The sequence below is a fragment of the Corallococcus sp. AB038B genome (assembly GCF_003668955.1).
Classification (GTDB): Bacteria; Myxococcota; Myxococcia; order Myxococcales; family Myxococcaceae; genus Corallococcus; species Corallococcus exiguus.
In genome coordinates, this window is the sequence record NZ_RAWO01000009.1 from 224,257 (window position 1) to 245,198 (window position 20,942).

General features: G+C 68.5%; 11 protein-coding genes. 2 read left to right on the top strand and 9 right to left on the bottom strand.

Translation table 11 applies throughout. The annotated features are described in order from the left end of the window. The first annotated feature begins 64 nt into the window (after positions 1 to 64). Positions 65 to 1,318 (top strand): hypothetical protein, encoded by a 1,254-nt coding sequence (locus tag D7Y04_RS29695; RefSeq protein ID WP_121761448.1) that lies wholly within the window; start codon positions 65 to 67, stop codon positions 1,316 to 1,318. A gap of 203 nt (positions 1,319 to 1,521) precedes the next feature. After that, complete coding sequence (locus D7Y04_RS29700) at positions 1,522 to 2,982, top strand: ATP-binding protein (protein ID WP_121761449.1); 1,461 nt, start codon at positions 1,522 to 1,524, stop codon at positions 2,980 to 2,982. A 7-nt stretch (positions 2,983 to 2,989) separates the two neighbouring features. On the opposite strand, the gene D7Y04_RS29705 is transcribed toward D7Y04_RS29700, so the two are convergent. The 9 genes from D7Y04_RS29705 to D7Y04_RS29745 form a co-directional block, all read right to left on the bottom strand. Then, the gene (locus D7Y04_RS29705) at positions 2,990 to 5,272 is read right to left on the bottom strand and encodes a carboxypeptidase-like regulatory domain-containing protein (protein ID WP_121761450.1); all 2,283 of its coding nucleotides are present in this window, start codon (positions 5,270 to 5,272) and stop codon (positions 2,990 to 2,992) included. A gap of 54 nt (positions 5,273 to 5,326) precedes the next feature. Beyond that, complete coding sequence (locus tag D7Y04_RS29710) at positions 5,327 to 7,609, bottom strand: carboxypeptidase regulatory-like domain-containing protein (RefSeq protein WP_233601630.1); 2,283 nt, start codon at positions 7,607 to 7,609, stop codon at positions 5,327 to 5,329. Positions 7,610 to 7,637: 28 nt separating this feature from the next. Continuing rightward, on the bottom strand, positions 7,638 to 9,926 hold the full coding sequence (locus D7Y04_RS29715) for a carboxypeptidase-like regulatory domain-containing protein (protein WP_233601631.1): 2,289 nt from the start codon (positions 9,924 to 9,926) through the stop codon (positions 7,638 to 7,640). A gap of 58 nt (positions 9,927 to 9,984) precedes the next feature. Beyond that, positions 9,985 to 12,252 (bottom strand): carboxypeptidase-like regulatory domain-containing protein, encoded by a 2,268-nt coding sequence (locus D7Y04_RS29720; protein WP_233601632.1) that lies wholly within the window; start codon positions 12,250 to 12,252, stop codon positions 9,985 to 9,987. 68 nt (positions 12,253 to 12,320) lie between these two features. Then, a complete protein-coding gene (locus D7Y04_RS29725; protein ID WP_233601633.1) occupies positions 12,321 to 14,444 on the bottom strand; it encodes a carboxypeptidase-like regulatory domain-containing protein in 2,124 nt (707 codons plus the stop codon). A gap of 28 nt (positions 14,445 to 14,472) precedes the next feature. Beyond that, positions 14,473 to 16,722: a carboxypeptidase-like regulatory domain-containing protein gene (locus D7Y04_RS29730; protein WP_233601634.1), complete on the bottom strand. Its 2,250-nt coding sequence runs from the start codon at positions 16,720 to 16,722 to the stop codon at positions 14,473 to 14,475. 54 nt (positions 16,723 to 16,776) lie between these two features. Then, positions 16,777 to 19,053 (bottom strand): carboxypeptidase-like regulatory domain-containing protein, encoded by a 2,277-nt coding sequence (locus tag D7Y04_RS29735; protein ID WP_121761456.1) that lies wholly within the window; start codon positions 19,051 to 19,053, stop codon positions 16,777 to 16,779. Between the two features lie 42 nt (positions 19,054 to 19,095). Continuing rightward, positions 19,096 to 19,908, bottom strand: coding sequence for a TIGR02452 family protein (locus tag D7Y04_RS29740; protein WP_120595681.1), 813 nt, complete (start codon positions 19,906 to 19,908; stop codon positions 19,096 to 19,098). A 4-nt stretch (positions 19,909 to 19,912) separates the two neighbouring features. Next, positions 19,913 to 20,746 carry a hypothetical protein gene (locus tag D7Y04_RS29745; RefSeq protein ID WP_120595680.1) on the bottom strand — a complete coding sequence of 278 codons (834 nt, stop codon included), beginning with the start codon at positions 20,744 to 20,746 and terminating at the stop codon, positions 19,913 to 19,915. Between the last annotated feature and the right edge of the window lie 196 nt (positions 20,747 to 20,942).

Below are 20,942 nucleotides of genomic sequence, written 5' to 3' on the forward strand. Positions count from 1 at the left end.
GTTTGGACTGGCGTCCCCGCTGTCTAGCTTGGTCGATCAGCCCCCCCACCCCTGGACCCCCACCTTGGCGACTCCCACTCGCACCGACGTGCGCCGCTCCACTGCCGCGCTCCTCGGCGCGCTGCTCGTCCTGACCTCCGCCTCCGCCCAGGCGCAGTCCGCGCCCACGCCGCTGGAGGACAACCGCACCATCACGCTGGGCTACATCGACATCGCGTATGAGCTGGGCGGCATCATCGACCCCACGCTGCAACCCGGTGGCACCAGCAGCGTGCGTCCCAACTGGTTCACCTTCGCGCCGCATGCGTCCCAGGCCGGCGGCAAGGGCATGTACAGCGCGGCGCTCGCGCGGCACTTCATCAACACCGCGCGGCTTCAGCCTTCGCTGTCGCTGACGAACGCGCTGGACCGGCTGGGGCTGGACGGCGTGCTGCGTCTGCGGCTCCAGGACCTGTCCCTCCAGCTCATCGCGCAAGGCCTGACGGTGGACGCGGCCACTGCCCTCAGCGTGCTGACGAGCGCGCTCAACGCCGGGGCGCTCACGGACGGGCGCACCCTGCTGGCCACCGCGTCGCGCATGGGCGCGCTGTACTGGAGCGCTCCGGGAGCTACGCCGCTCGACAAGGTGGAGGCCATCGTCATCACCCTGGAGCGCACGCTCCACGAAGGCAACCTCGCCATCTACAACGACATCGGCGGTTCGGCGCGTCTGTATCTGGACTGGCGCGCCGCCGCCACCGGGCCCATCACGCCCGCGCGCGTGCTCACCGAGTTCACCCTGGTGGACGCCAACAGCGTGGAGGCGCAGCAGGCGTATGCCTATGCCATTGCGCACGCGGAGGACTCGCCGCGTCCCACGCGCATGGATTTGATCTTCCCCGGCATGCACTGGAAGAGCCTGCTCCTCGCCGCGTTCGCGCTCTACGAGGACGCCCGGCTCGCACCCACGCCCGCACGCCGTGACGCGCTCGTCGCCATGGGCACCAACTTCGTCGCGTGGCGCGAACAGTACGACCAGGCCCAGCCTGTCTTCACGCCCGCGGGTTCTCCTACCGACGAGGTGTCTCGCGCGGCCGTGCTCCAGATGCTGACACCCTTCCTGATGACGGACTTCGGCACCGTGCGCTGGACGTACGCGGACTATGCGTATGCCCAACCGGACCGCGACGGAAACCCGCTCACCTCCCCTCCGTGCGAGTACAGCTGGGCGGACTTCTGGGATCGGTGGAACGGCATCCTCTTCGCGTTCGACAAATCCTATGCACGGCCCACCGAGTTGTGGGTCATGCCTGAACCCCTCACGGATCCGCTGGGCTGACAGACGGCCCGGACGCCCGGTGCGCTCGCTTGACGGGCGCGGGCGCCGTGCGGGAGCGTGCAAACCCGATGAGTCCTCTCCCCGGTGGTCCGTTCGAACCTGTTCGCCACGCATCCAAGGACGATGCGTCCTCACCGGGCACGGCCGCCGCGCGCGCGCCGCGAGACGCGAATCAGCCCCCTGTTCCGGCCGACGAGGCCAGCATGTCCGCGCAGACCCGCTTGCAGGTCCTGCGGGAGATGATGGCCGAGGCGTTCCTGGCGCTCGACGCGCAGGGAACCATCCATGAGCTCAACCACCGTGCCGCGTCGCTGCTGGGCCTGCCGTATGGCACCTGCCAGGGCCTGACGCCGTGGGAAGCGCAGCCGATGCTGGCCGGCACGACGTTACACGAGCGGCTGCTGGACGCGCTCACCACGCGCGAGCCCGCGCGCTTCCTGTCGGAGCTGCCGTCAGGCGTCTGGCTGGAGTTGTCCGTGCGGCCGGTGGGCGGCGAGACGTGGGTGCTGGCCACGGACATCACCCGCCGTCAGCGCGCGGAGACCGAGGTCGCGCGCACCGAGGAGCGCTTCCGCCAGCTGGGCGAGCGGTTCCAGGTGGCGCTGGAGTCCGCGCAGATGGCGGTCTGGGAGACGAACCTCGTCACCGGGCAGGTGTTCCGCTCGGAGGGGCATGACCGGCTCTACGGCTACCCGCAGCCCCTGGCGGAGTGGACGCACGAGCAGTTCCTGGCGTCGCTGCATCCGGATGACCGGCCGGCGGTGGAAGCGCAGGTGACGGCCATCTTCCACAACGACGTGCTGTCGTATTCCTCCACCTTCCGCACGCACTGGCCGGACAACACCTGGCACTGGCTCATCAGCCGGTCGCGAGTCATCCGCGACGCGAACGGCAAGGTGATGGTGGTGCGCGGGGCCATCCTGGACATCACCGCGCTGAAGGAGACGGAAGAGGCGTTGCAGGAGGCGGTGCGTACGCGCGACGACTTCCTGTCGGTGGCAAGCCACGAGCTGCGCACGCCGCTTACGTCGCTGCGCTTGCAGGTGGACCTGCTGCGGCGCATGGCCGAGTCGAAGGGCCACGAGCCCCTGGGCTCCGAGAAGGTCACGACGCGGCTGGACGCGGCGGACCGGCAGCTCAAGCGGCTGACGTCGCTGTTGGACAACCTGCTGGACGTGAGCCGCATCCGCACGGGCAAGCTGGACTTCGATCTGACGAGCGACGACCTGGCGCCGGTGGTGCAGGACCTGGTGGCGCGCTTCGGGGACGAGGCGAAGCAGGCCGGGGTGGAGCTGGACGCGCGCGTGGAGGGCCCCGCGCCGTGCCGGTTCGACCGGCTCAAGCTGGAGCAGGTGCTGAGCAACCTCATTTCCAATGCGCTGAGATACGGCCAGGGCACGCCGGTGCTCGTGGCGCTGCGCCGTCAGGACGGACAGCTGCGGCTGACCGTGCGGGACGGCGGCCCGGGAGTCCCCGCCACCGAGCGCGAGCGCATCTTCCAGCGCTTCGCCCAGGTGCAGGGCTCCGCGCGCACGGGAGGCCTGGGACTGGGGCTCTACATCGTGCAGCAGATCGTGGAAGCGCACCGCGGCCGCGTCTGGGTGGAAGAAGCATCCGGCGGCGGCGCGGCGTTCGTGGTGACGCTGCCGGTGGACGGGGCGTAGGCGGGCTTCAGGGCTCGAGCGACGCTTCTCCACTGTCGACGGGAAAGCCCAGCCGGAGGGACTGCGTCTCGCCTGGCTTCAGGTCCACGGGCACGCGCATTGCCACCGGGCCGAACAAGCCATCGATGGCGAAGAAGGTGTAGCGGCCGGGAGGCAGCTGGCTGAAGGTGAGGTCCCACGGCCAGTTTTGAAACTCCGGCACATCCGGATCGTCCGACGGCCACTCGGTCGCGGCGGGATCGCGGGTGAATCCGGAGCGCTGGAGGGCTCGCAAGCCTCTGAACGTCTTCGGCATGTCCACATGGCCGGGAACGAGGAAGGTCTCCAGCCGTTCGCGTGAATCCGGGAAGTGCACCTGGAGCGCGCCCCCTCCAGTCCTCGGGACGAAGTCCCTGCGTTCGCGTTCGCGTGACGAGAGCGAGACGGGCTGGGGTGAGAAGACCAGCGGTGCGGGCCTTGGCCACGGAGCATCCCGGACCTGCTCCTCCGAAACGTGCACGAAGCACTCACGGCCCCCTGGAACGCTCAGCACGTAGTGGCCGGCTTCATCCGTCGTGGTGCGGGTATCGAGCCCGGCCTCGCAGCGCGCCCGGACCGTCACGCCCGCGAGCGGAACACGCGCCCCATCCGTCACGAAACCCTGGAGCACCGCGTCCGCGGTCAACCGCAGCTCCACCTGGTCCTCGTGCGCTCCGACCTCGTGCAAGGCCGTTCCGCCCTGCTCCTCGTTCACCCGGAGGAACACGGGGCGATGGGGCAGGCCCGCGAGACGGAAGCGCCCGGCCTTGTCCGTGCCATTCCCGCCCCCGGTGAATGCGTCGCGCGGGATCTGCAGGTCGTCGGGCTCCACCAGGTCGATGCGAGCATAGGGAACCTGGGTTCGCCCATCTTCGTGGAACACCTGACCCTGAACGATGTGCCCGGGATCGAGCGTGATGTCAGGGAGCGTCCGCTCCTCGTGCGCGTGCCCTTCGAATCGCAGGCGGACCGAGGCCATGTCCGGCGCCCCGAAGGACAGGGTGTAGGGACGCGAGGTTTCCGTGGTCCAGGCGAAGCGGCCTTCACGATTGGCCACCGTCCAACTGTGGATCCAGTACAGCGACAGGGGCTTCCCAACCGGATCGACGACACGGCCCACCAGACGGCCCGTCGGCTGGAACACCACGGGCCCGCCATCCGGGCCGGAAGGACCTTGTTCCGCGAGGCCCACGAGCTGGTCGATCCCATCCGTGGACCTGAGCTCGAGCTTGTGGGGCCGAGCCAGGGGATGCATCAACTCGAAGCGCCCGTCCGGGCCGGTGCGGGTCGTGCACTCGCCCTTGAGGCCCCTGCCCTCCGGAGACTCGAGCGCCGTGGCCCGAAGCACCAGGCCGGCCAGCGGTTCCCCGTCGGGAGTTACCGCCCGTCCTGTCCAGGCCCCCGCCTTGGCAGCGCCTTCGAAGCTCACCGTGACTTCGGACTTCTGTCCGGGAAGGACCTCGACGTCCACGTCGCGATCCCACCGGCATCCGGCGGCAGGCTCGTAGCCCGCCGTCACGCGATAGCGCTGCGGCGCGAGTCGCAGGTAGCGCATTCCCTCAGGCGTTTGCTCGGACTCACGCGAAACGTCGAGCCACCGGTCGACGGGATGCAAGAGGTTCGTGGCGTTCGGGACGACGCGTCCCTCGGTGTCGACCACCCGCACGAGCAATGGCGAGCCTCGTCCCATCACGACGGTGAGCTCGGGCTGGGGCGTGATGACCTTCAACCGCCGCCAGGCCCACTTCGGCTTGGTGGAATAGAGCAGGCCCTCGCCAGCGGCCGCGCCCTGGAAGTTGAACCGGCCCTGCGCGTCACTGGTGGTTTGCACGACCGGGGCGCCGACGTGGGAAGAGACGAACCGGAGCCGGACGTCGCTCACGGGCTTCCCCTCCGTATCCACCACGCGTCCTGAGAGTGGCACCGCGCGAGCCAGGGGCAGCTCCATCCGGGGCCTCGGTTCCGGCGCGATCCGGATGTCCGTGCGCGAGGTCGTCACGAAGCCGGGTGCCTGGATCTCGGCGGCATACCAGCCTGGCTTCAGCGCAACGCGTCCCGTTCCGTGTGCGTCCGTCGTGCCGGGCAGTGCCGTGTCTCGCTTCAAATCCGCGCGCCAGATTTTCACCTGCGCGCCGGGGACAGGTTGTCCCTCCGGGTTCACGACCCGGAACTTCCATGTCACTTCATTCGCCGGTCCGGGCGTTTCCCACTCCGGACGCGTGCCCGCGCACGCGAGCACCACGGCAACGAGCCCCACCCAGCTCCATCGCATGCCCCTCAGATTAGCAGGGCGGGACGCTGCCAGTGGAGGGCGCGTCGCCGGGATTCAAGGCACGAGGAACGTGCCTCCACTGTCGACGGGAAAGCCCGGCTGGAGGGACTGCGTCTCGCCCTGCTTCAGGTCCACGGGCACGCGCAAGACCGCTGTCGCTCCGTCCTGGGGCTCGACGGCGAAGAGCGTGTAGCGCTTGTCCGGCAGATGGCTGAAGGAGAAGTCCTTCTGCCAGTATTCATTGACGGGCATGTCCGGATCATCCGTCCGCCACGGGTTTAGAGCCGGATCGCTGATGAAGGCGGACCGCTGGAGCGCTTTCAGGTCCGCGAATGTCTTCGGCATGCGCGCGTTGCCAGGAACGAGGAACGTCTCCAGCCCATCCCTCACCTTTGGGAAGTGGACCTGGAGTCGCGCACCACCGCTCCTCGAAACGAAGTCCCTGCGTTCGCGCTCCCGAGGTGAGAGGGAAACAGGTTGGGGAGAGAAGACGGGCGGCGTGGGCCGCGGCCACGTGTAGATCCAGCGCCGATCCACCGGAAAGTGCACGAAGCAATCCCTGTCCGCTGGCACTCGGAGCACGTAGTGGCCGGCATCGTCGGTCTTGGTGCTGGCATCGAGCCCGGCCCCGCACCGCACTTCGAGCATCACGCCCGCAAGCGGAACACGCGTTCCATCCGTCACGAAGCCTTCGAGCGTTGCATCCGGCTTCAGCCGGAGCTCCACCCGAGACTCACGAGCCCCAAGCTCATACAGGAGGGTCCCGCCTTCCAGGCGATTCAACCGGAGGTACTGCGGACGCCGTGGCACATGGTCCAAGCGAAAGCGGCCGGCCTCGTCGGGGCGAGCCCCGAAGCGGGAGTTCCAGAGCTTGATGTCCACGTCGGCGGGGTCCACCAGCTCGATCCAGACCTTTGTCACGGGTGTGCGTCCATCCGCCTCGAGCAGCCTGCCCAGCACAGAGTGCCCCGTGTCGAGCTGGATGTCCGGGACCCTTCGCTCCTCATGCGCGCGAGCCTCGACCCGCACGCGCGAGGAGGCCATGTACGCGGCGTCGACACGCAAGGAGTAGGTCCGGGACCGGGTCGGCCCCCGGATGAATCGGCCATCACGGTCGGACTGGCTCTGCCAGTCGACGTCGAAGTAGGTCATGGGTTTCCCATCAGGGCCGAGGACGCGTCCCACCAATGTTCCGGGAGCGTGGAACACCACGGGTTCGTCCTTCGCATTGGAAGGTGCGAGCTCCGCCTCGCCGACCCGCTCATGGGGTTCAGCCGCGTGTCTGAGCTGGAGTCGATGGAGCCCTGCCTGGGGATGCGACAACTCGAAGCGTCCGTCCGGACCGGTCGTGCCCTCACAACCCTCTTCGACCTCCATGCCCTCCGCGGAGGGAGGCGCCGTGGCCCGCAGCTTCATGTTGGCCAGCGGCCGCCCGTCGGGTGTCACCGCCCTGCCCGTCCAGGGGCCCGCGCTGGTAGCGCCTTCGAAGCTCACGGTGACTTCGGCCTGCTGTCCGGGGAGGACTTCAACGTCCACGGCGCGGCGCCACCAGCAACGCGGGGCCGGAGCGTAGCTGGCGATCACGCGATAACGCTGCGCTGGGAGCAACTGGTGGACCGTTCCTTCAGGCGTCTGCTCGGACTGATGCCGGATACCAATCGGCCGGTCCAGGGGGGTGATGGAACTATGGGAGTTGGGGATCAGGCGTCCCTCGAGGTCCAGACCCCGCACGAGCAACGACGAGAGCTGTCCCATCACGACAGTGAGTTCCGGCTGGGGCGTGATGACCTTCAACCGTTGCCAGCTCCAACCGTCCTTGTCGGAGTAGAGGAAGCCCTCGCCAGCGGCTGCACCCTGCATGCTGAACTGGCCCGCCTCGCCGCTGATGGCTTCCACGAAGGGAGCGGCGGCGTTGGAGGACGCGAAGCGGATCCGGACGCCCGACACGGGCTTTCCCTCCGCATCCACGACGCGTCCAGCGAGGGGCGCCGAGCGCGCCAGGGACAGCTCCATCCGGGGCTTCGAGTCCGGCGCGATCCGGATGTCCTCGCGGAAGGCCGTCACGAAGCCACGCGCCTGCACCTCCGTGCCATACCAGCCCGGCTTCAGAGCAACGCGTCCGGTCCCCTGCGCATCCGTCGAACCGGGCTGCCCATAGGCTGGCGACTGATCCGCGCGCCAGACGTTCACTCGCGCACCGGACACGGGTTGTCCCTCCGGGTCCACGACCCGGAACACCCATGTCACGTCCTTCGCCGGTCCGGGCGTTTCCAACTCCGGACGCGTGCCCGCGCAAGCGAGCACCACGGCAACGAGCCCCACCCAGCTCCATCGCATGGCGTGAAGCATACGCGATGGGTTCGCATCAGCGCATGAACGGCCTTCCGCCTCCGCGACCAGGACGCGCGGACTGGATGACGTGCACGCCGGTCCCGGTCAGCTCCACGGGGATGCGCAGGATCGCGTCCGTTCCCTCCAGCTCGTCCCGGATGAAGAGCGTGTAGTGCCCCAGGGGAAGACGACTGAAGCGGAAGTCCGCCCCCAACATGAAGTGGGGAGCGAAGGACTCGTGCCCGGACTCCGACTCCCATGTGTTCGGCATCGGGTCGGGTCCGAAGCCAGCCCGGAGCAGGTCATCCAGCGCCTCGGGCGAGCGAGGCCAGGGGACGTCTCCCGGAAGCACGAACGCGGTGATGAGCTCGCGAGATGCCTCGACGCTCACCTCCAACGACGCGGGCCCCTCACGGGACTCGAAATCCAACGCCTGCCGTGAGCCGGACGACACACGAAGCCGCGTCGAGGAGAAGGACACCGGAGGCGGCTGGGGCGGAAAAGGCGGCCGGATGTTCAGGGGGCTCCCTTCGGGATGCACGAAGCACTCGCGGTCTCCCGGGATGTTCATGGAGTAGAGGCCCGCCCCGTCGCTCCTGGAGCTCACCGTGAACCCACCTTCGCAGCGGACGTTCAGGCTCACCCCCGCCAGCGGAACCCGCGCTCCATCCGTCACGGAACCGTGCAGTTCCGCATGGGGAACGAGCCGCAACCGCACCGCCGTCTCATTCGGTTCGAGCGCATGGAGCACGGTCCCGTGTTCCTTCGAATCGACGCGCAGGAACTGGAGCCGGCCAGGCACATGCTCGAATTGGAAGCGCCCCTCTGCGTCGGTCATCACCGCCCGCAGGCGACGCGGCGGTCCATGGCCGTCCAGGTCGAACGCCTCCACGAGCTGGACCTCCTGATGGGGCACGCCCGTGCGTCCGTTCCTCGCGAAGACGCGGCCCTGCACGGTGCGGCCCTCGTCGAGCACGACGTCTGGAACCTGGAGCACTTCCCCTTCCCGCCCCTGCGCGCGCACGAGGGCGGGGGCGAATCCCAACACATCGATGACCCACTGATAGGTGTGGGTCAAGTCCACGTATCGCACGTACTCGCCCCGCGGATTGTGTGGGGGGTGTCCGTCGACTTCGAAGAAGCCCACGGGCTGCCCATCCGGGCGCACGACACGACCCTTCAGAGCACCTCCATCCTTGCGAAACACCAGCGCTTCACCCGTCCCCGGCGGCGGTGACCCTTGCGACCTCCATTCGAAGCGCGCGCTGGAATCCGTCATCGAGATGAAGTCGGGATTCTCCAACAGGTGCGGGAGGATGAAGCTCCCGTCACTTGCCGTGCGGAAATCACACTTCCCTCGCAGCCCTGCCTCGGTGGTCGATGTGCTTCCCGTCCACGCCATTCCCTCGCGGTCAGCAACCCCCTGGCCCTTGGACTCCACTGCACGTGCCCGCCAGGGCCCCAGCCCGTGGATCCCCTCGAAGCTGACCGTCGCCTCCGTCCGTGTACCTGGCGCGACCTGGACTTCGATGGAGCGATCCCACCAGCACTCCGGTGAGGGCTCGTAGCGGCCGGTGACGAGGTAGCGTCCTGCGCGAAGCTGCTGGAAGACGACGTCCTCCGGACCCTGCTCCGGGAACCGCTCGAAGGGGCGCCTTTCGTCCATCGCATTGATGTGAGTGGCCACTCCTGGCAACGCCCTGCCCTGGGGGTCCAGCACCCGGACACGCAGCGAACTGAGCCCGCCCATCACCACCGTCAACTCCGGTGCGGGCGCCACGAACTCCAGCCGCGTCGGACTCCAGTCGTACTTCTCCGCACGAAGCGTCACGCTCCCTGCGGGAACGCCGTCGAAGTGGAAGCGCCCTTCCGCATCGCTCTCGGTCGGCTGGACGGACACAGCCTCGTTGGCGAGGCTGAGTCCAAGCCGGGCCCTCGCGACGGGCCGTCCTTCCAGATCCACCACGCGCCCGGCGATTGGCGCCGCGCGCTCCAGCGTCACATCCAGACGCGCCTCTCCGCCAACGGGGACCCGTGCATCCGCGCGGGTCACACTCACGAAGCCCGCCGCCTCCGCCTGGACGACATACCAGCCCGGCATCACCCGGAGCCGGGCCGTCCCCGTCGCATCCGTGGTGCCTGACCTGATGACCAGGCTCCCGCGATCCGCGCGGCGTGCCACCAGCCTCACGCTGGAAACAGGCTGTCCGGCCGGATCCAACGTGCGGATCGTGAACGCCACCTCCTCCATGGGCCATCGGGTCTTCGTTTGCACCGGACGCGGCGCCTCCGCGCACGCGAGCACCACGGCCAAGAGCCCCACCCAGCTCCATCGCATGCCCCGCAGGTTAGCAGGGACTGGCGCGGATGCGGCGCCGGCATCAATCCATGAGCAGCGCCCCTCCACTCTCCAGGGGGAAGCGGAGCGGAAGGGACTTCGTCTCCTCGCGGATCAGGTCAACCGGCACGCGCAGGACCGCGAACGCGGTGTCCTGGGGTTCGACGACGAAGAGCGTGAAGCGCTTCCCCGGGAGGTGGCTGAACGTGAAGTTCTTCTGCAGGAATTGATATCCGGGCACGTCCGGATCATCCGAACGCCAGGTGAGTGAAGGCGGGTCGATGCTGAAGGCGGACCGCTGGAGTGCTTTCAGCTCCGCGAAGCTCTTCGGCATGCGCGCATTGCCAGAGACAAGGAACGGCTCCAGTCGTTCACGCGGCTCGGGGAAGTGAACACGGAGCGTGGCACCAGCACTTCGGGGCACGAAGTCCGTGCGCTCACGCTCACGCGGGGAGAGCACCACGGGCTGGGGCGAAAAGACGAGCGGTGGAGGCCTGGGCCAGGGCGCTCTATCCCGGAGTTGCTCCTCTGAAGCATGCACGAAGCAATCCCGGTCCGCGGGAACGCGGAGCACGTAGTGCCCGGCTTCGTCGGTCTTGGCGCGGGCATCGAGCCCGGCCTCGCAACGCACCTGCACTGTCACCCCCGCGAGAGGAACCCGCGCGCCATCCGTCACGAAGCCTTCGAGCGTTCCGTCGGGTTTCAGCGTGAGGTCCACCCGGTCCTCGCCGGGCCCGAGCGCGTACAGGATCGTCCCGGCCTTCTCGTCATTCACCCGAAGGTATTGCCGTCGCCGGGGCACGCGGTCGAACCGGAAGCCGCCAGCCATGTCGGCGGGAAGCACATGAGGAAAGTACGAACGCCGGATGTCCACATCGTCGGGGTCCACCAGTTCGACCCTGGCTTGGGGCACCGGGGTAAGGCCATCCGCCTCGACGACCCGCCCCACCACGGAGTGCCCGGCGTCGAGCATGATGTCCGGGACCGTCCTCACCTCATGTTCGCGGCCTTCGACACGCACGCGCGTCGGAGCCATGTTCGGAGCACTGGCGATCAGCGAGTAGGTGCGAGACGCCCACAGCTCCCGGCTGAAACGACCTTCGGGTTCGGTAAAGGATGCCCAATCGACGCTGTACTCGGGCACAGGCTTTCCGTCGGGCCCGAGGACCCGTCCCACCAGCGTGCCAGGCGAGCGGAACACCACGGGTCCGCCCTTCATGTCGGAAGGCGCTTGTTCCGCCACGCCCATCTGCCGGTGAGCTGCCTGGGTTCGGAGCTCGAGCTTGTGAGGCCGCGCCAGGGCACCCAACCACTCGAAGCTTCCGTCCGGGGCGGTGAGGGTCTCGCACTCGCCTCCGGGCCCCTTGTCCTCCGGAGCCTTGAGCGCCGTGGCGAGCAGTCGCAGTCCGGCCAGCGGCTTGCCGTCAGGCGTCACCGCCCGGCCCATCCAGGGGCCCGCACGGGTGACATCCTCGAAGCTCACGGTGACATCGGCCTGCTGCCCGGGAAGGACTTCGACGTCCACGCTTCGCTTCCACCAGCAACCGGCGTGAGGAACGTAGACAGCCGTCACGCGATAGCGCTGCGCCGCGAGTCGCAGGTGGACGGTCCCCTCGGGCGTTCGCTCTGACTCGTGCGAGAGGTCGACCCACCGGTCGATGGGGCTCACGAAGCTCGAGGAGTTCGGGGCCACGCGTCCGTCGATGCCGAGCACCCGCACGAGCAATGACGAGCGCCGGCCCATCACGACGGTGAGCTCGGGCTGGGGCGTGAGGACCTTCAACCGCTGCCAGCTCCACTCCTCCTTGTCGGAATAGAGCAACCCCTCGCCAGCGCTCACACCCGCGAAGGTGAAGTGGCCCTGCGCATCACTGGTGGTTTCGACGACCGGGGCGGCGACGCTGGAAGAGACAAACCGGAGCCGGACGTCGCTCACGGGCTTCCCCTCCGCATCCACCACGCGTCCGGAGAGTGGCGCCGTGCGCGCCAGGGACAGCTCCATCCGGGGCTTGGATTCCGGCGCGATCCGGATGTCCGTGCGGAATGCCGTCACGAAGCCTCGTGCCTGGACCTCCGCTGCATACCAGCCCGGCTTCAGGAGATGGGCCCCCGCCCCCTGTGCATTCGTCGTCCCAGGCCGCGCGCTGTCTTGCGACAGATCCGCGCGCCAGACGTTCACCCGCGCACCGGACACGGGCTGTCCCCCCGGATCCACGACCCGGAACACCCACGTCACTTCATTCGCCGGTCCGGGCGTTTCCAACTCCGGACGCGTGCCCGCGCAAGCGAGCACCACGGCAACGAGCCCCACCCAGCTCCATCGCATGCCCCACAGGTTAGCAGGGCGTGACGCTGCCGTGGACGGAATGCAGGCGGGCTTCAGGGCACGAGCAGCGTCCCCCCACTGTCGGCGGGAAAGCCGAGCCGGAGGGCCTTCATCTCGCCCTGCTTCAGGTCCACGGGCACGCGCAGAACCGACGGTCCGAACTCCCCATCGATGGCGATAAAGGTGTAGCGGCCGGCCGCCAGATGGCTGAAGGCGAAGTCCGTGCGCCAGTAGTAAGCCTCCGGCACATCTGGATCCTCCGGCGGCCATTTCCTCGCGGCGGGATCGCTGGTGAATGCGGAGCGCTGGAGGATCCGCAGGGCTCCGTACGTCTTAGGCATGTCCACATGGCCGGGAACGAGGAAGGTCTCCAGTTTCTCGCGTGGCTCCGGGAAGTGGACCTGGAGCGCGACCCCTCCGTCCCTCGGGACGAAGTCCCTGCTTTCGCGCTGGTGAGGCGAGAACGAGACGGGCTGGGGTGAGAAGACCAGTGGCGCGGGCCGGGGCCACTGGGCATCCCGGAGCGGCTCATCCGAAACGTGCACGAAGCACTCGCGGTCCCCCGGAACGCGCAGCACGTAGTGGCCTGCTTCATCCGTCGTGGTGCGGGTGTCGAGCCCGGCCTCGCAGCGCGCCCGGACGGTCACGCCCGCGAGCGGAACGCGCGCCCCATCCGTCACGACCCCCTGGAGCACCGCGTCCGCGGTCAGCCGCACCTCCACCTGGTCCTCGTGAGGTCCGACCTCGTACAAGGCCGTTCCGCACTGCTCGTCGGTCACCCGAAGGAACTGGGTGCTTCGGGGCAGCTGTTTGATGTGGAAGCGGCCCGCCTCGTTCGCTTCATTCGCCGCGCGGTGCTCGTCGCGCGGGGTCTCCAGGTCGGCGGGGGCCACCCGCTCGACGCGGGCATGGGGAACCCCTGTCTGCCCATCTTCGTGGAACACCCGGCCCACGACGGTGTGACCGGGTTCGAGCGTGATGTCAGGGAGCGTCAGTTCCTCGCGCGCGCGAGCTTCGACTCCTAGCAGCGCGCCAGGAGGATGGAACACCACGGGCCCGCCATTGGGGCCGGAAGGTGCTTGTTCCGCGACGCCCATCTTCCGGCGAAGCCCATCCATGGACCCGAGTGCGAGCTTGTAGGGCCGAGCCAGGGGATGCCTCAACTCGAAGCGTCCGTCCGGGTCTGTCGTCGTCATGCATTCGCCCATGAGGTCCCCGCCCTCCGGCATCTTGAGCGCCGTGGCCCGAAGCACCAGGCCAGCCAGCGGTTTCCCGTCGGGAGTCACAGCCCGGCCCGTCCAGACTCCCGCACTGGAGACGCCTTCGAAGCTCACCGTGAATTCAGCCTGCTGTCCGGGAGGGACGTCGACGTCCACGGTGCGGTCCCACCAGCACCCAGACGCAGGAGCGTAGCTGGCCGACACGCGATAGCGCTGCGCCGGGAGTCGCAGGTGGCGCGCTCCCTCAGCCGTTTGCTCGGACGCGTGCGAGATGCCGACATTCCGGTCGATGGGCCTCACGAAGCTACGGGAGTTCGGGACCACGCGGCCCTCGGGGTCGACCACCCGTACGAGCAATGACGAGTGTTGGCCCATCACGATGGTGAGTTCGGGCTGGGGAGTGACGACCTTCAAGCGGTGCCAGCTCCAATCCGCCTTGCTGGCATAGAGCAGGCCCTCGCCCGCGGCCACGCCCTGGAGGGTGAACTGGCCCTGCGTGTCACTGGAGGTTTGCACGAGCGGGGTGGCGACGGTGGAAGAGACAAACCGGAGCCAGACGCTGTTCAGCGGCTTTCCCTCCGTGTCCACCACGCGTCCGGAGAGTGGCACCGTGCGCGCCAGGGACAGCTCCATCCGCGGCCTCGAATCCGGCGCGATCCGGATGTCCGTGCGGAATGCCGTCACGAAGCCCCGGGCCTGGACCTCCGCGGCATACCGGCCCGGCTTCAGCGCAACACGTCCGGTCCCCTTTGCGTCCGTCATGCCGGGCAGCGCGTTGTCTTGCGACAGCTCCGTGCGCCAGACGTTCACCCGCGCACCGGGGACAGGTTGCCCCTCCGGGTCCACGACCCGGAACATCCACGTCACATCCTTCGCCGGTCCGGGCGTTTCCAACTCCGGACGCGTGCCCGCGCAAGCGAGCACCACGGCAACGAGCCCCACCCAGCTCCATCGCATGGCGTGAAGCATACGCGCAGGACTCACGTCAGCGCGTGTACGGCCTTCCGCCTCCGAGACCGGGGCGCTCGGACCGGATGATGTGCACGTCGGTTCCAGTCAGCTCCACGGGCATGCGAAGGACCGCATCCGCTCCATCAATCGCATCCCGGATGAAGACCGTGTAGTGCCCCAGGGGAAGATGGCCGAAGTGGAAGACCGCCCCCCACATGAACGAGGGAGTGAAGCCGTCGTCATCATCTTCCGGGTTGAAGCCGGCCCGGATGAGCGCATCCAATGATTCGGGCGAGCGGGGCCACGGAACGTCTCCTGGCAGGACGAACGCAGTGACGAACTCGAGGGATGCCTCGACGCTCACCTTCAGCGAGGCAGCGCCTTGGCGAGGCGTGGGGTCCAGCGCATGGCGCGAGCCGGGCGCCAGACGAACCCGCGTCGGAGAGAAGGACACCGGAGGCGGCAGGTGCCCATCCCGGACATTCAGAGGGCTCACGACGGGATGCACGAAGCACTCGCGGTCTCCCGGGATGTTCATGGAGTAGAGGCCCGCCGGGTCCGTTCCCGTGTTCATCTTGAAGCCACCTTCGCAGCGGACATGCAGGCCCACTCCCGCCAGCGGAACCCGTGCGCCATCCGTCACGGAGCCATGCAGCTCCGCGTTGGGAACGAGCCGCAACCGCACCGCCGACGCATCGGGTTCGAGCGCCTGGAGCACGGTCCCCTGGTCCTTCGCATCCACGCGCAGGTACTGGAGCCGGCCCGCCACATGCTCGAATTGGAAGCGCCCCTCTGCGTCGGTCCTCGCCGCCCGCGGGCGATTCGACCGATGCCCGTCCAGGTCGAACGTCTCCACGAGCTGGACCTTTTGATTGGGCACGCCCGTGCGACCGTTTCTCGCGAAGACGCGGCCCTGCACGGTGCGGCCCACGTCGAGCACGACGTCCGGAACCTGGAGCTCTTCCCCAACCTGCCCCTGCGCGCGCACAAGGGCGGGAGCAAAGCCCAACACGTCGATGACCCACTGATAGGTGTGGTTCATCCACACGCCCTGCACGTACTCGCCCCGTTGATTCCCCGGAAAGTATCCGTCGACTTCGAAGTAGCCCACGGGCTGCCCATCCGGGCGCACGACACGGCCCTTCAGGGCCCCGCCCTCCGTGGGAAACACCAGCGCTTCGCCCGTCCCCGCCCCGAGCGCGCCCTTCAAGATCCGCGTGGGTGACGGTTTGTCGGAGTTCCAGACCACCTGGACCGGAGGCCCGGTCACACGTGAAAGAGAGAAGGAGCCATCCGGCTCCACGCCGGCTTCGCACCTTCCGCGCAGACCAAGTGCGTCCTCTCCGTGATCCCCCATCCAGGCCATCACCCGTCCACCGCCGAGCGCCCTTCCCTTGTCGTCGACAGCACGCCCGCGCCAGGGCCCGAACCCCTCGACCCCTTCGAAGCTCACCGTCGCTTCCGTCTGTTGCCCCGGAAGCACGTGGACTTCGATGACACGTTCCCACCCGCATCCCACCGAGGGCTCGTATCGACCCGAGACGTGGTAGCGACCGGCGGGGAGGTTCAGGAACAGGATGCCCTCGGGCACCTGAATCGGGCTCTTCGTCATCGGACGCTCGCCTTCCTCCTCGAGTGAGATCCACACGGAAGGCTCAGGCAGTTGATGCTGTTGGGGATCCAGCACCCGGACCCGCATCTTGCCGAGTCCCCCCATCACCACCGTCAACTCCGGTGCGGGCGCCGCGAGCTTCAGCCGCGTCGGACTCCAAGCATCCTTCTCCGCGCGAAGCGTCACCGCTCCGGCGGGAACGCCGTCGAAGTGGAAGCGCCCTTCCGCATCGCTCTCGGTCGGCGGGACGGCCACGTCTTCGTTCGCGAAGCGGAGTTCAAGCCGAGCCCCCGCGACGGGCCGTCCGTCCAGATCCACCACGCGACCGGCGACGGGTGCGGCGCGCTCCAGCGTTACGTCCCAACGAACCTCATCACCGAAAGGAACCCGCGCATCCGTGCGGGTCACGCTCACGAAGCCGGGCGCCTCCGCCTGGAGGACATACCAGCCCGGCATCACCTGAAGCCGCGCCGTGCCGGTCGCATCCGTGGTGCCTCCCCTGGCGACGGAGGACCCGCGATCCGCGCGGCGCGCTACGAGGGACACACCTGGAACCGGTTGGTTCGCCGCATCCACGACGCGTACGCCCACCGGCACCTGTTCCTGAGGCCAACGCTTCATCACCGGACGCGGCGCTTCCGCGCACGCGAGCACCACGGCCAAGAGCCCCACCCAGCTCCATCGCATGCCCCGCAGGTTAGCAGGGCATCGTGAGGCGCGACTCCATCAGTGAACGAAGTGCACGCCCCCCACCACGGCGCGCTTCGTCTCGAACCTGTGGACACCAGGCTCCGTGAGGTTCACGGAGTAGCGGAGCACAAAGAGCCCGTTACGGTTTCCGAGCACGAAAACCGTGTAGCGGCCCAGCGGCAGCTGGCTGAACCGGGGCTCACCCCAGGAGCGATAGAACCAGTTCTCGACCTGGCGTTCCGGGCGCTGCTCGGCGGGGGCCGAATCCGGTTCGGCAGCGGAGGCTATCAGCGCGTTCATGGCCTCCGCCGTCGACGGCATCGGAACATCCCCCGGCACGAGGATGACCCGATCCCACTCGCCCGCATCCGGAAACAAGACCTGCACGGCAGCGGGGCCCGTGCGCGGCCGCAGCTCCACCCGGACCGTCTCTCCTGGACGGCCACTGTTGAATCGCAAGGGCCAGAAGACGCGCAGCGGGGGCATGGGCCAACCGCCTGGGTCTTTGTATTGATAGACACTCAAGACACACTCGCGCTCCGGGACGACCGACAAGCTGAACCGTCCCTCCGCGTCGGTGACGGGCACCCGGTCGGGATAGACCTCGCACCCCGTCATCAGGCTGAGGCCCTGCAAGGGGCGCCCCACTTCATCCACCATCGTGCCAGCCAGCGTGGCCTCCGGACTGAGCCGCATCGTCACCTCCTCCACGTCCGCGCCCAACGGCTGTGAGGCCGTTCCATCTTCTTCCGTCTCCGCATCGAGGATGAACGGCTCTCGCGGCACGTGATCCAGCACGTAGCGGCCCTCCGGATCCACGTTCAGGAACGTCTGGAACCAGGCGAACGTCGACTTGCGCCCGGGCAACGGATGCAGGTCCATTCTTCCCTTCGACACGGCCGGCTGCCCGTTCTCCCGCACGAGCCGGACGCGCACGGTGCGGCCTGCTTCCAGGCTCACGTCTGGCAGGGCGGTCCGTTCCTCCCGGGGATCCACCCGCCTGCGCGCGCTCGCGAGTCCCTCCGCCTCGAAAACCAGGCCCGCGGGCCCAGGGCCTTCCAGGGTGTACCGATAGCGCCCCTCCGGATCCTCGTAGGTATCCGAGTTCACCTTGAAACGGGTCAGGGCCTTTCCATCCGGTCCCAGCACGCGTCCCTCCACGAAGGGACTGGGGCGCCGCTCCAACAACACGTCCTTGGCCTCCGGACCGAACTCGACCTTCACGATCCCGCTGGAGACCTCCACGCGAACAGGTCCCCGCGGCAGGTGTTGCAACGTGAAGCGCCCCTGCGCGTCGGTCCGGGTGGAGTCCTCGCTCGCGAAGGCGTCCTTCATCGGCTCACCCGATGAGGCGCTCAGCCACACGCCCGCCACGGGCCGTCCGCCGGCGTCGATGACGCGGCCCCGAAGCGGTGCGCGTTCCACCACCCCCTCGAAGCGGAGCGTCAGCTCGCGAGTCTGCCCCGCCACGACCTCCACCTCCGAGGACGCACTCCACTCCGCGTTTCCACCCAGCGGATGCGTGAACGTCACCCGGAAGCGCCCTGCCTCCAGGCCCCGGTACATCCGGGCGTCCTTCACGTGCTCATCGATCCAATCGCCCTCCTTCGCCACGGGATCGAGCGCCTTGAGTTCCACCCTCGGCACGCCCACCGGACGCCCATCCGGAGCGAGGGCCGTCACCCGCAGCGTGCCCTGCTCGCGCAGGACGAGCGACAGCTCCGCCGGTCGCGCGTCATATACCCACCGCTCGTCGCTGTAGCCTTCGCGCCGCGCCAGCAGCACGCCCGGGCCGGGCCCCATGCCTTCGAACCGGAAGGTTCCGTCCGGGTTCCCCACGAGGTCCAGCCGGGGCGCCGTCGTGTCCGCCGGTATCCACGAGAGCGACACGGCCCGGATGGGCTGGCCCGCGCCATCCACCACGCGTCCGGGGACCGATTTGGAGGACCGGAGCGTCATCGTCACGGTCGCCGGGTGTTCGCGCCCGAGCCGCACGTCCGGATCCACGAAGGTCTGGTAGCCCGAGGCCTCGGCGGTGAAGACGTACCAGCCGGGAGGCACCGTCAACGCGGCAGCCCCCCGAGCATCCGTCGTGCCCCAGATCACCTCGGGGTGATCCGCAATGGCTTCCCGGATCCGGAACGCGATGTGGGGCAGCGGCCTGCCCTCCGCGTCCTTCGCCAGCACCGTGAGCAGCGCGGATGCGGGCGCGGCCTCGGTGCGCGCCACCTCGGATACGGACACCGGCTTCTGATTCGACGTGCCCGCGCACGCGAGCATCCCCACCACGAGCCCCACCTGGCTCCATCGCATGCGCGCAAGGCTAGCAGGCGCGCACGCGCACCAGACAGGCCCTCAGCCGAAGCGCTCGCGGAAGGTGCTCAGGTTCGGCCCCTTCCCGCCGCGCTCGTACACCGCGAACACCACGCGGCTGAACGCGCCCGCCATCGTGGAGAGCCCTCGCGCGAAGGCCTCCGCCGCGTCGTGCGGGTTGTTGCGGAACGCGCCGCAACCCCATGCACCCAGGATGATCGTGCGGTGCCCATGGTGCGCCGCCACCTGCAACACCTTGAGCGCCCTCGCGGCCAGTACTTCGCGCAGCTTCTGCGCGACCTCCGGATCCTTCGCCGGCAACTCCCTCGCGTTGGGTGCGGGCGCCGTCAGCACCGATACGGAGAACGGCCGATCCAGCAGGTCGTAGTGCTCGTTGCGGAAGAACGGCACGTCCGGCGAATAGATGAAGTGGTCCGTGTACAGCGGCGAGCGCAGCTTGCGGTTCACGTCGTAGTACTCCGGCCACTTCAACAGGCACGGATACAGCGCCGAGCACCGCGCCAGGTCTTCCTCCTGCGCCTTCGCGCCCGTGAGGAAGCCGCCGCCCGGGTTCACCGCCGACGCGAAGTTGAGCGCCAGCACCCGCCGCTCGCCCTCCTGTTCCACCAGCCGGCGCGCGGCGTCGCCCGTCTTCTCTGGCGTCACCTCGATGGTGAAGCCCGGCACCGGCGCGGGCCGCGTGAGGTGTTCGAAGTCACCGGGGCGCACCAGCACGGTGCCCTCGACCGCGCGCGACACCGCGTCGCGAATGGACACCTCCCGCCCGGACAGCGGCACGTAGGTGCCCTGTTCCAGGATGTGAAGGGTCTCGTCCGCGACGCGGTTCAGCGACATGGCGTCACTCGCAGCCGATGCGCTCGGTCGCCACCGCGAGGTCGTCGACCCACGTCTCCGACGCGGAGTCGCCCTTGGGGTGCACGAAGCCGTAGCCCACCCCGAAGTTGGTGAACGGCCGGATGCCCACGTTGGGGAAGTCGTAGGCCTGCTTCCCATCCACCCACACCAGCGCGTGGCCCGTGGTCGCGGTGCTGTTCGCGCGCTCCACGCCCCACTCGATGCAGGTCCACTTGTTGGGCGACACCGTGACCTTCGTGTCCTCCTGGAGGTTCCAGCCCGTGCCCTTGATGCCGCTCCAGTCATCCAGCGCGAACGCGCCGTTGTGCATCCCCTGGAGTTCGATGCCGCCGAAGTCGTTGTCCTTCGGCGAGAAGAGGATGAAGTACGTCCCCATCACGCCCTCCGGCGAGGCCCGGTTCAGGTACACGTACGCGCGCGTGTAGAGCTTCGTGCCGAACGCCGGGATGTCCTTGCGCAGGTGCGCGATGGCCTGCTGGTCGCCGGGGCCCGTGTCCTCGTTGTAGCCCGGGTCCGTCTTCACGTGCAGCGCGCCGCTGCCAGAGCGGGTGCGCGTGCCGTCGATGGCGATGGTGGCGTGGTGGTCCTCGTCCGGGTGCTTCCAGCCGTTCTGCCCCTTGTCGAAGTTCTCGCAGATGATCGCGGAGGCGGGGCACTGGCCGTTGCCCGTGCTCGTGCCGGCGTCGGTGTTCGTGCCCGCGTCCGTGCTCGTGCCCGAGTCCGGGGTGTTGTCCGTCTTGTCGTCATCGCCGCAAGCCGACAGCGCGCCCACCGCGAGGGAAGCCATCATCAACGCCAGTGCCGAAGTCGAACGCATGAGTCCTTCCAGGAAGAGGCGTCGCGCCCTCGCGCTCCAGCCGCGGGGACGGGACGTGTCTCCGTCCTAACACGGCCCCCCGTCTTCCTTGGAATGGGGCCCGGCAGACCCCGGCGGCGCGGCAAGCGGGCAGGCGGTGACGACCGGCCCCACGGGGTCATGCGGATGTCGTCCGTGGATGGATGCGCGGGCGGCG

Coding starts and splice junctions, on each gene's coding strand:
- D7Y04_RS29700 (WP_121761449.1), top strand. CDS start 1,522: ATGTCCGCGCAGACCCGCTTGCAGGTCCTGCGGGAGATGATGGCCGAG.
- D7Y04_RS29705 (WP_121761450.1), bottom strand. CDS start 5,272: ATGCGATGGAGCTGGGTGGGGCTCGTTGCCGTGGTGCTCGCGTGCGCG.
- D7Y04_RS29710 (WP_233601630.1), bottom strand. CDS start 7,609: ATGCGATGGAGCTGGGTGGGGCTCGTTGCCGTGGTGCTCGCTTGCGCG.
- D7Y04_RS29725 (WP_233601633.1), bottom strand. CDS start 14,444: ATGCGATGGAGCTGGGTGGGGCTCGTTGCCGTGGTGCTCGCTTGCGCG.
- D7Y04_RS29735 (WP_121761456.1), bottom strand. CDS start 19,053: ATGCGATGGAGCCAGGTGGGGCTCGTGGTGGGGATGCTCGCGTGCGCG.
- D7Y04_RS29740 (WP_120595681.1), bottom strand. CDS start 19,908: ATGTCGCTGAACCGCGTCGCGGACGAGACCCTTCACATCCTGGAACAG.
- D7Y04_RS29745 (WP_120595680.1), bottom strand. CDS start 20,746: ATGCGTTCGACTTCGGCACTGGCGTTGATGATGGCTTCCCTCGCGGTG.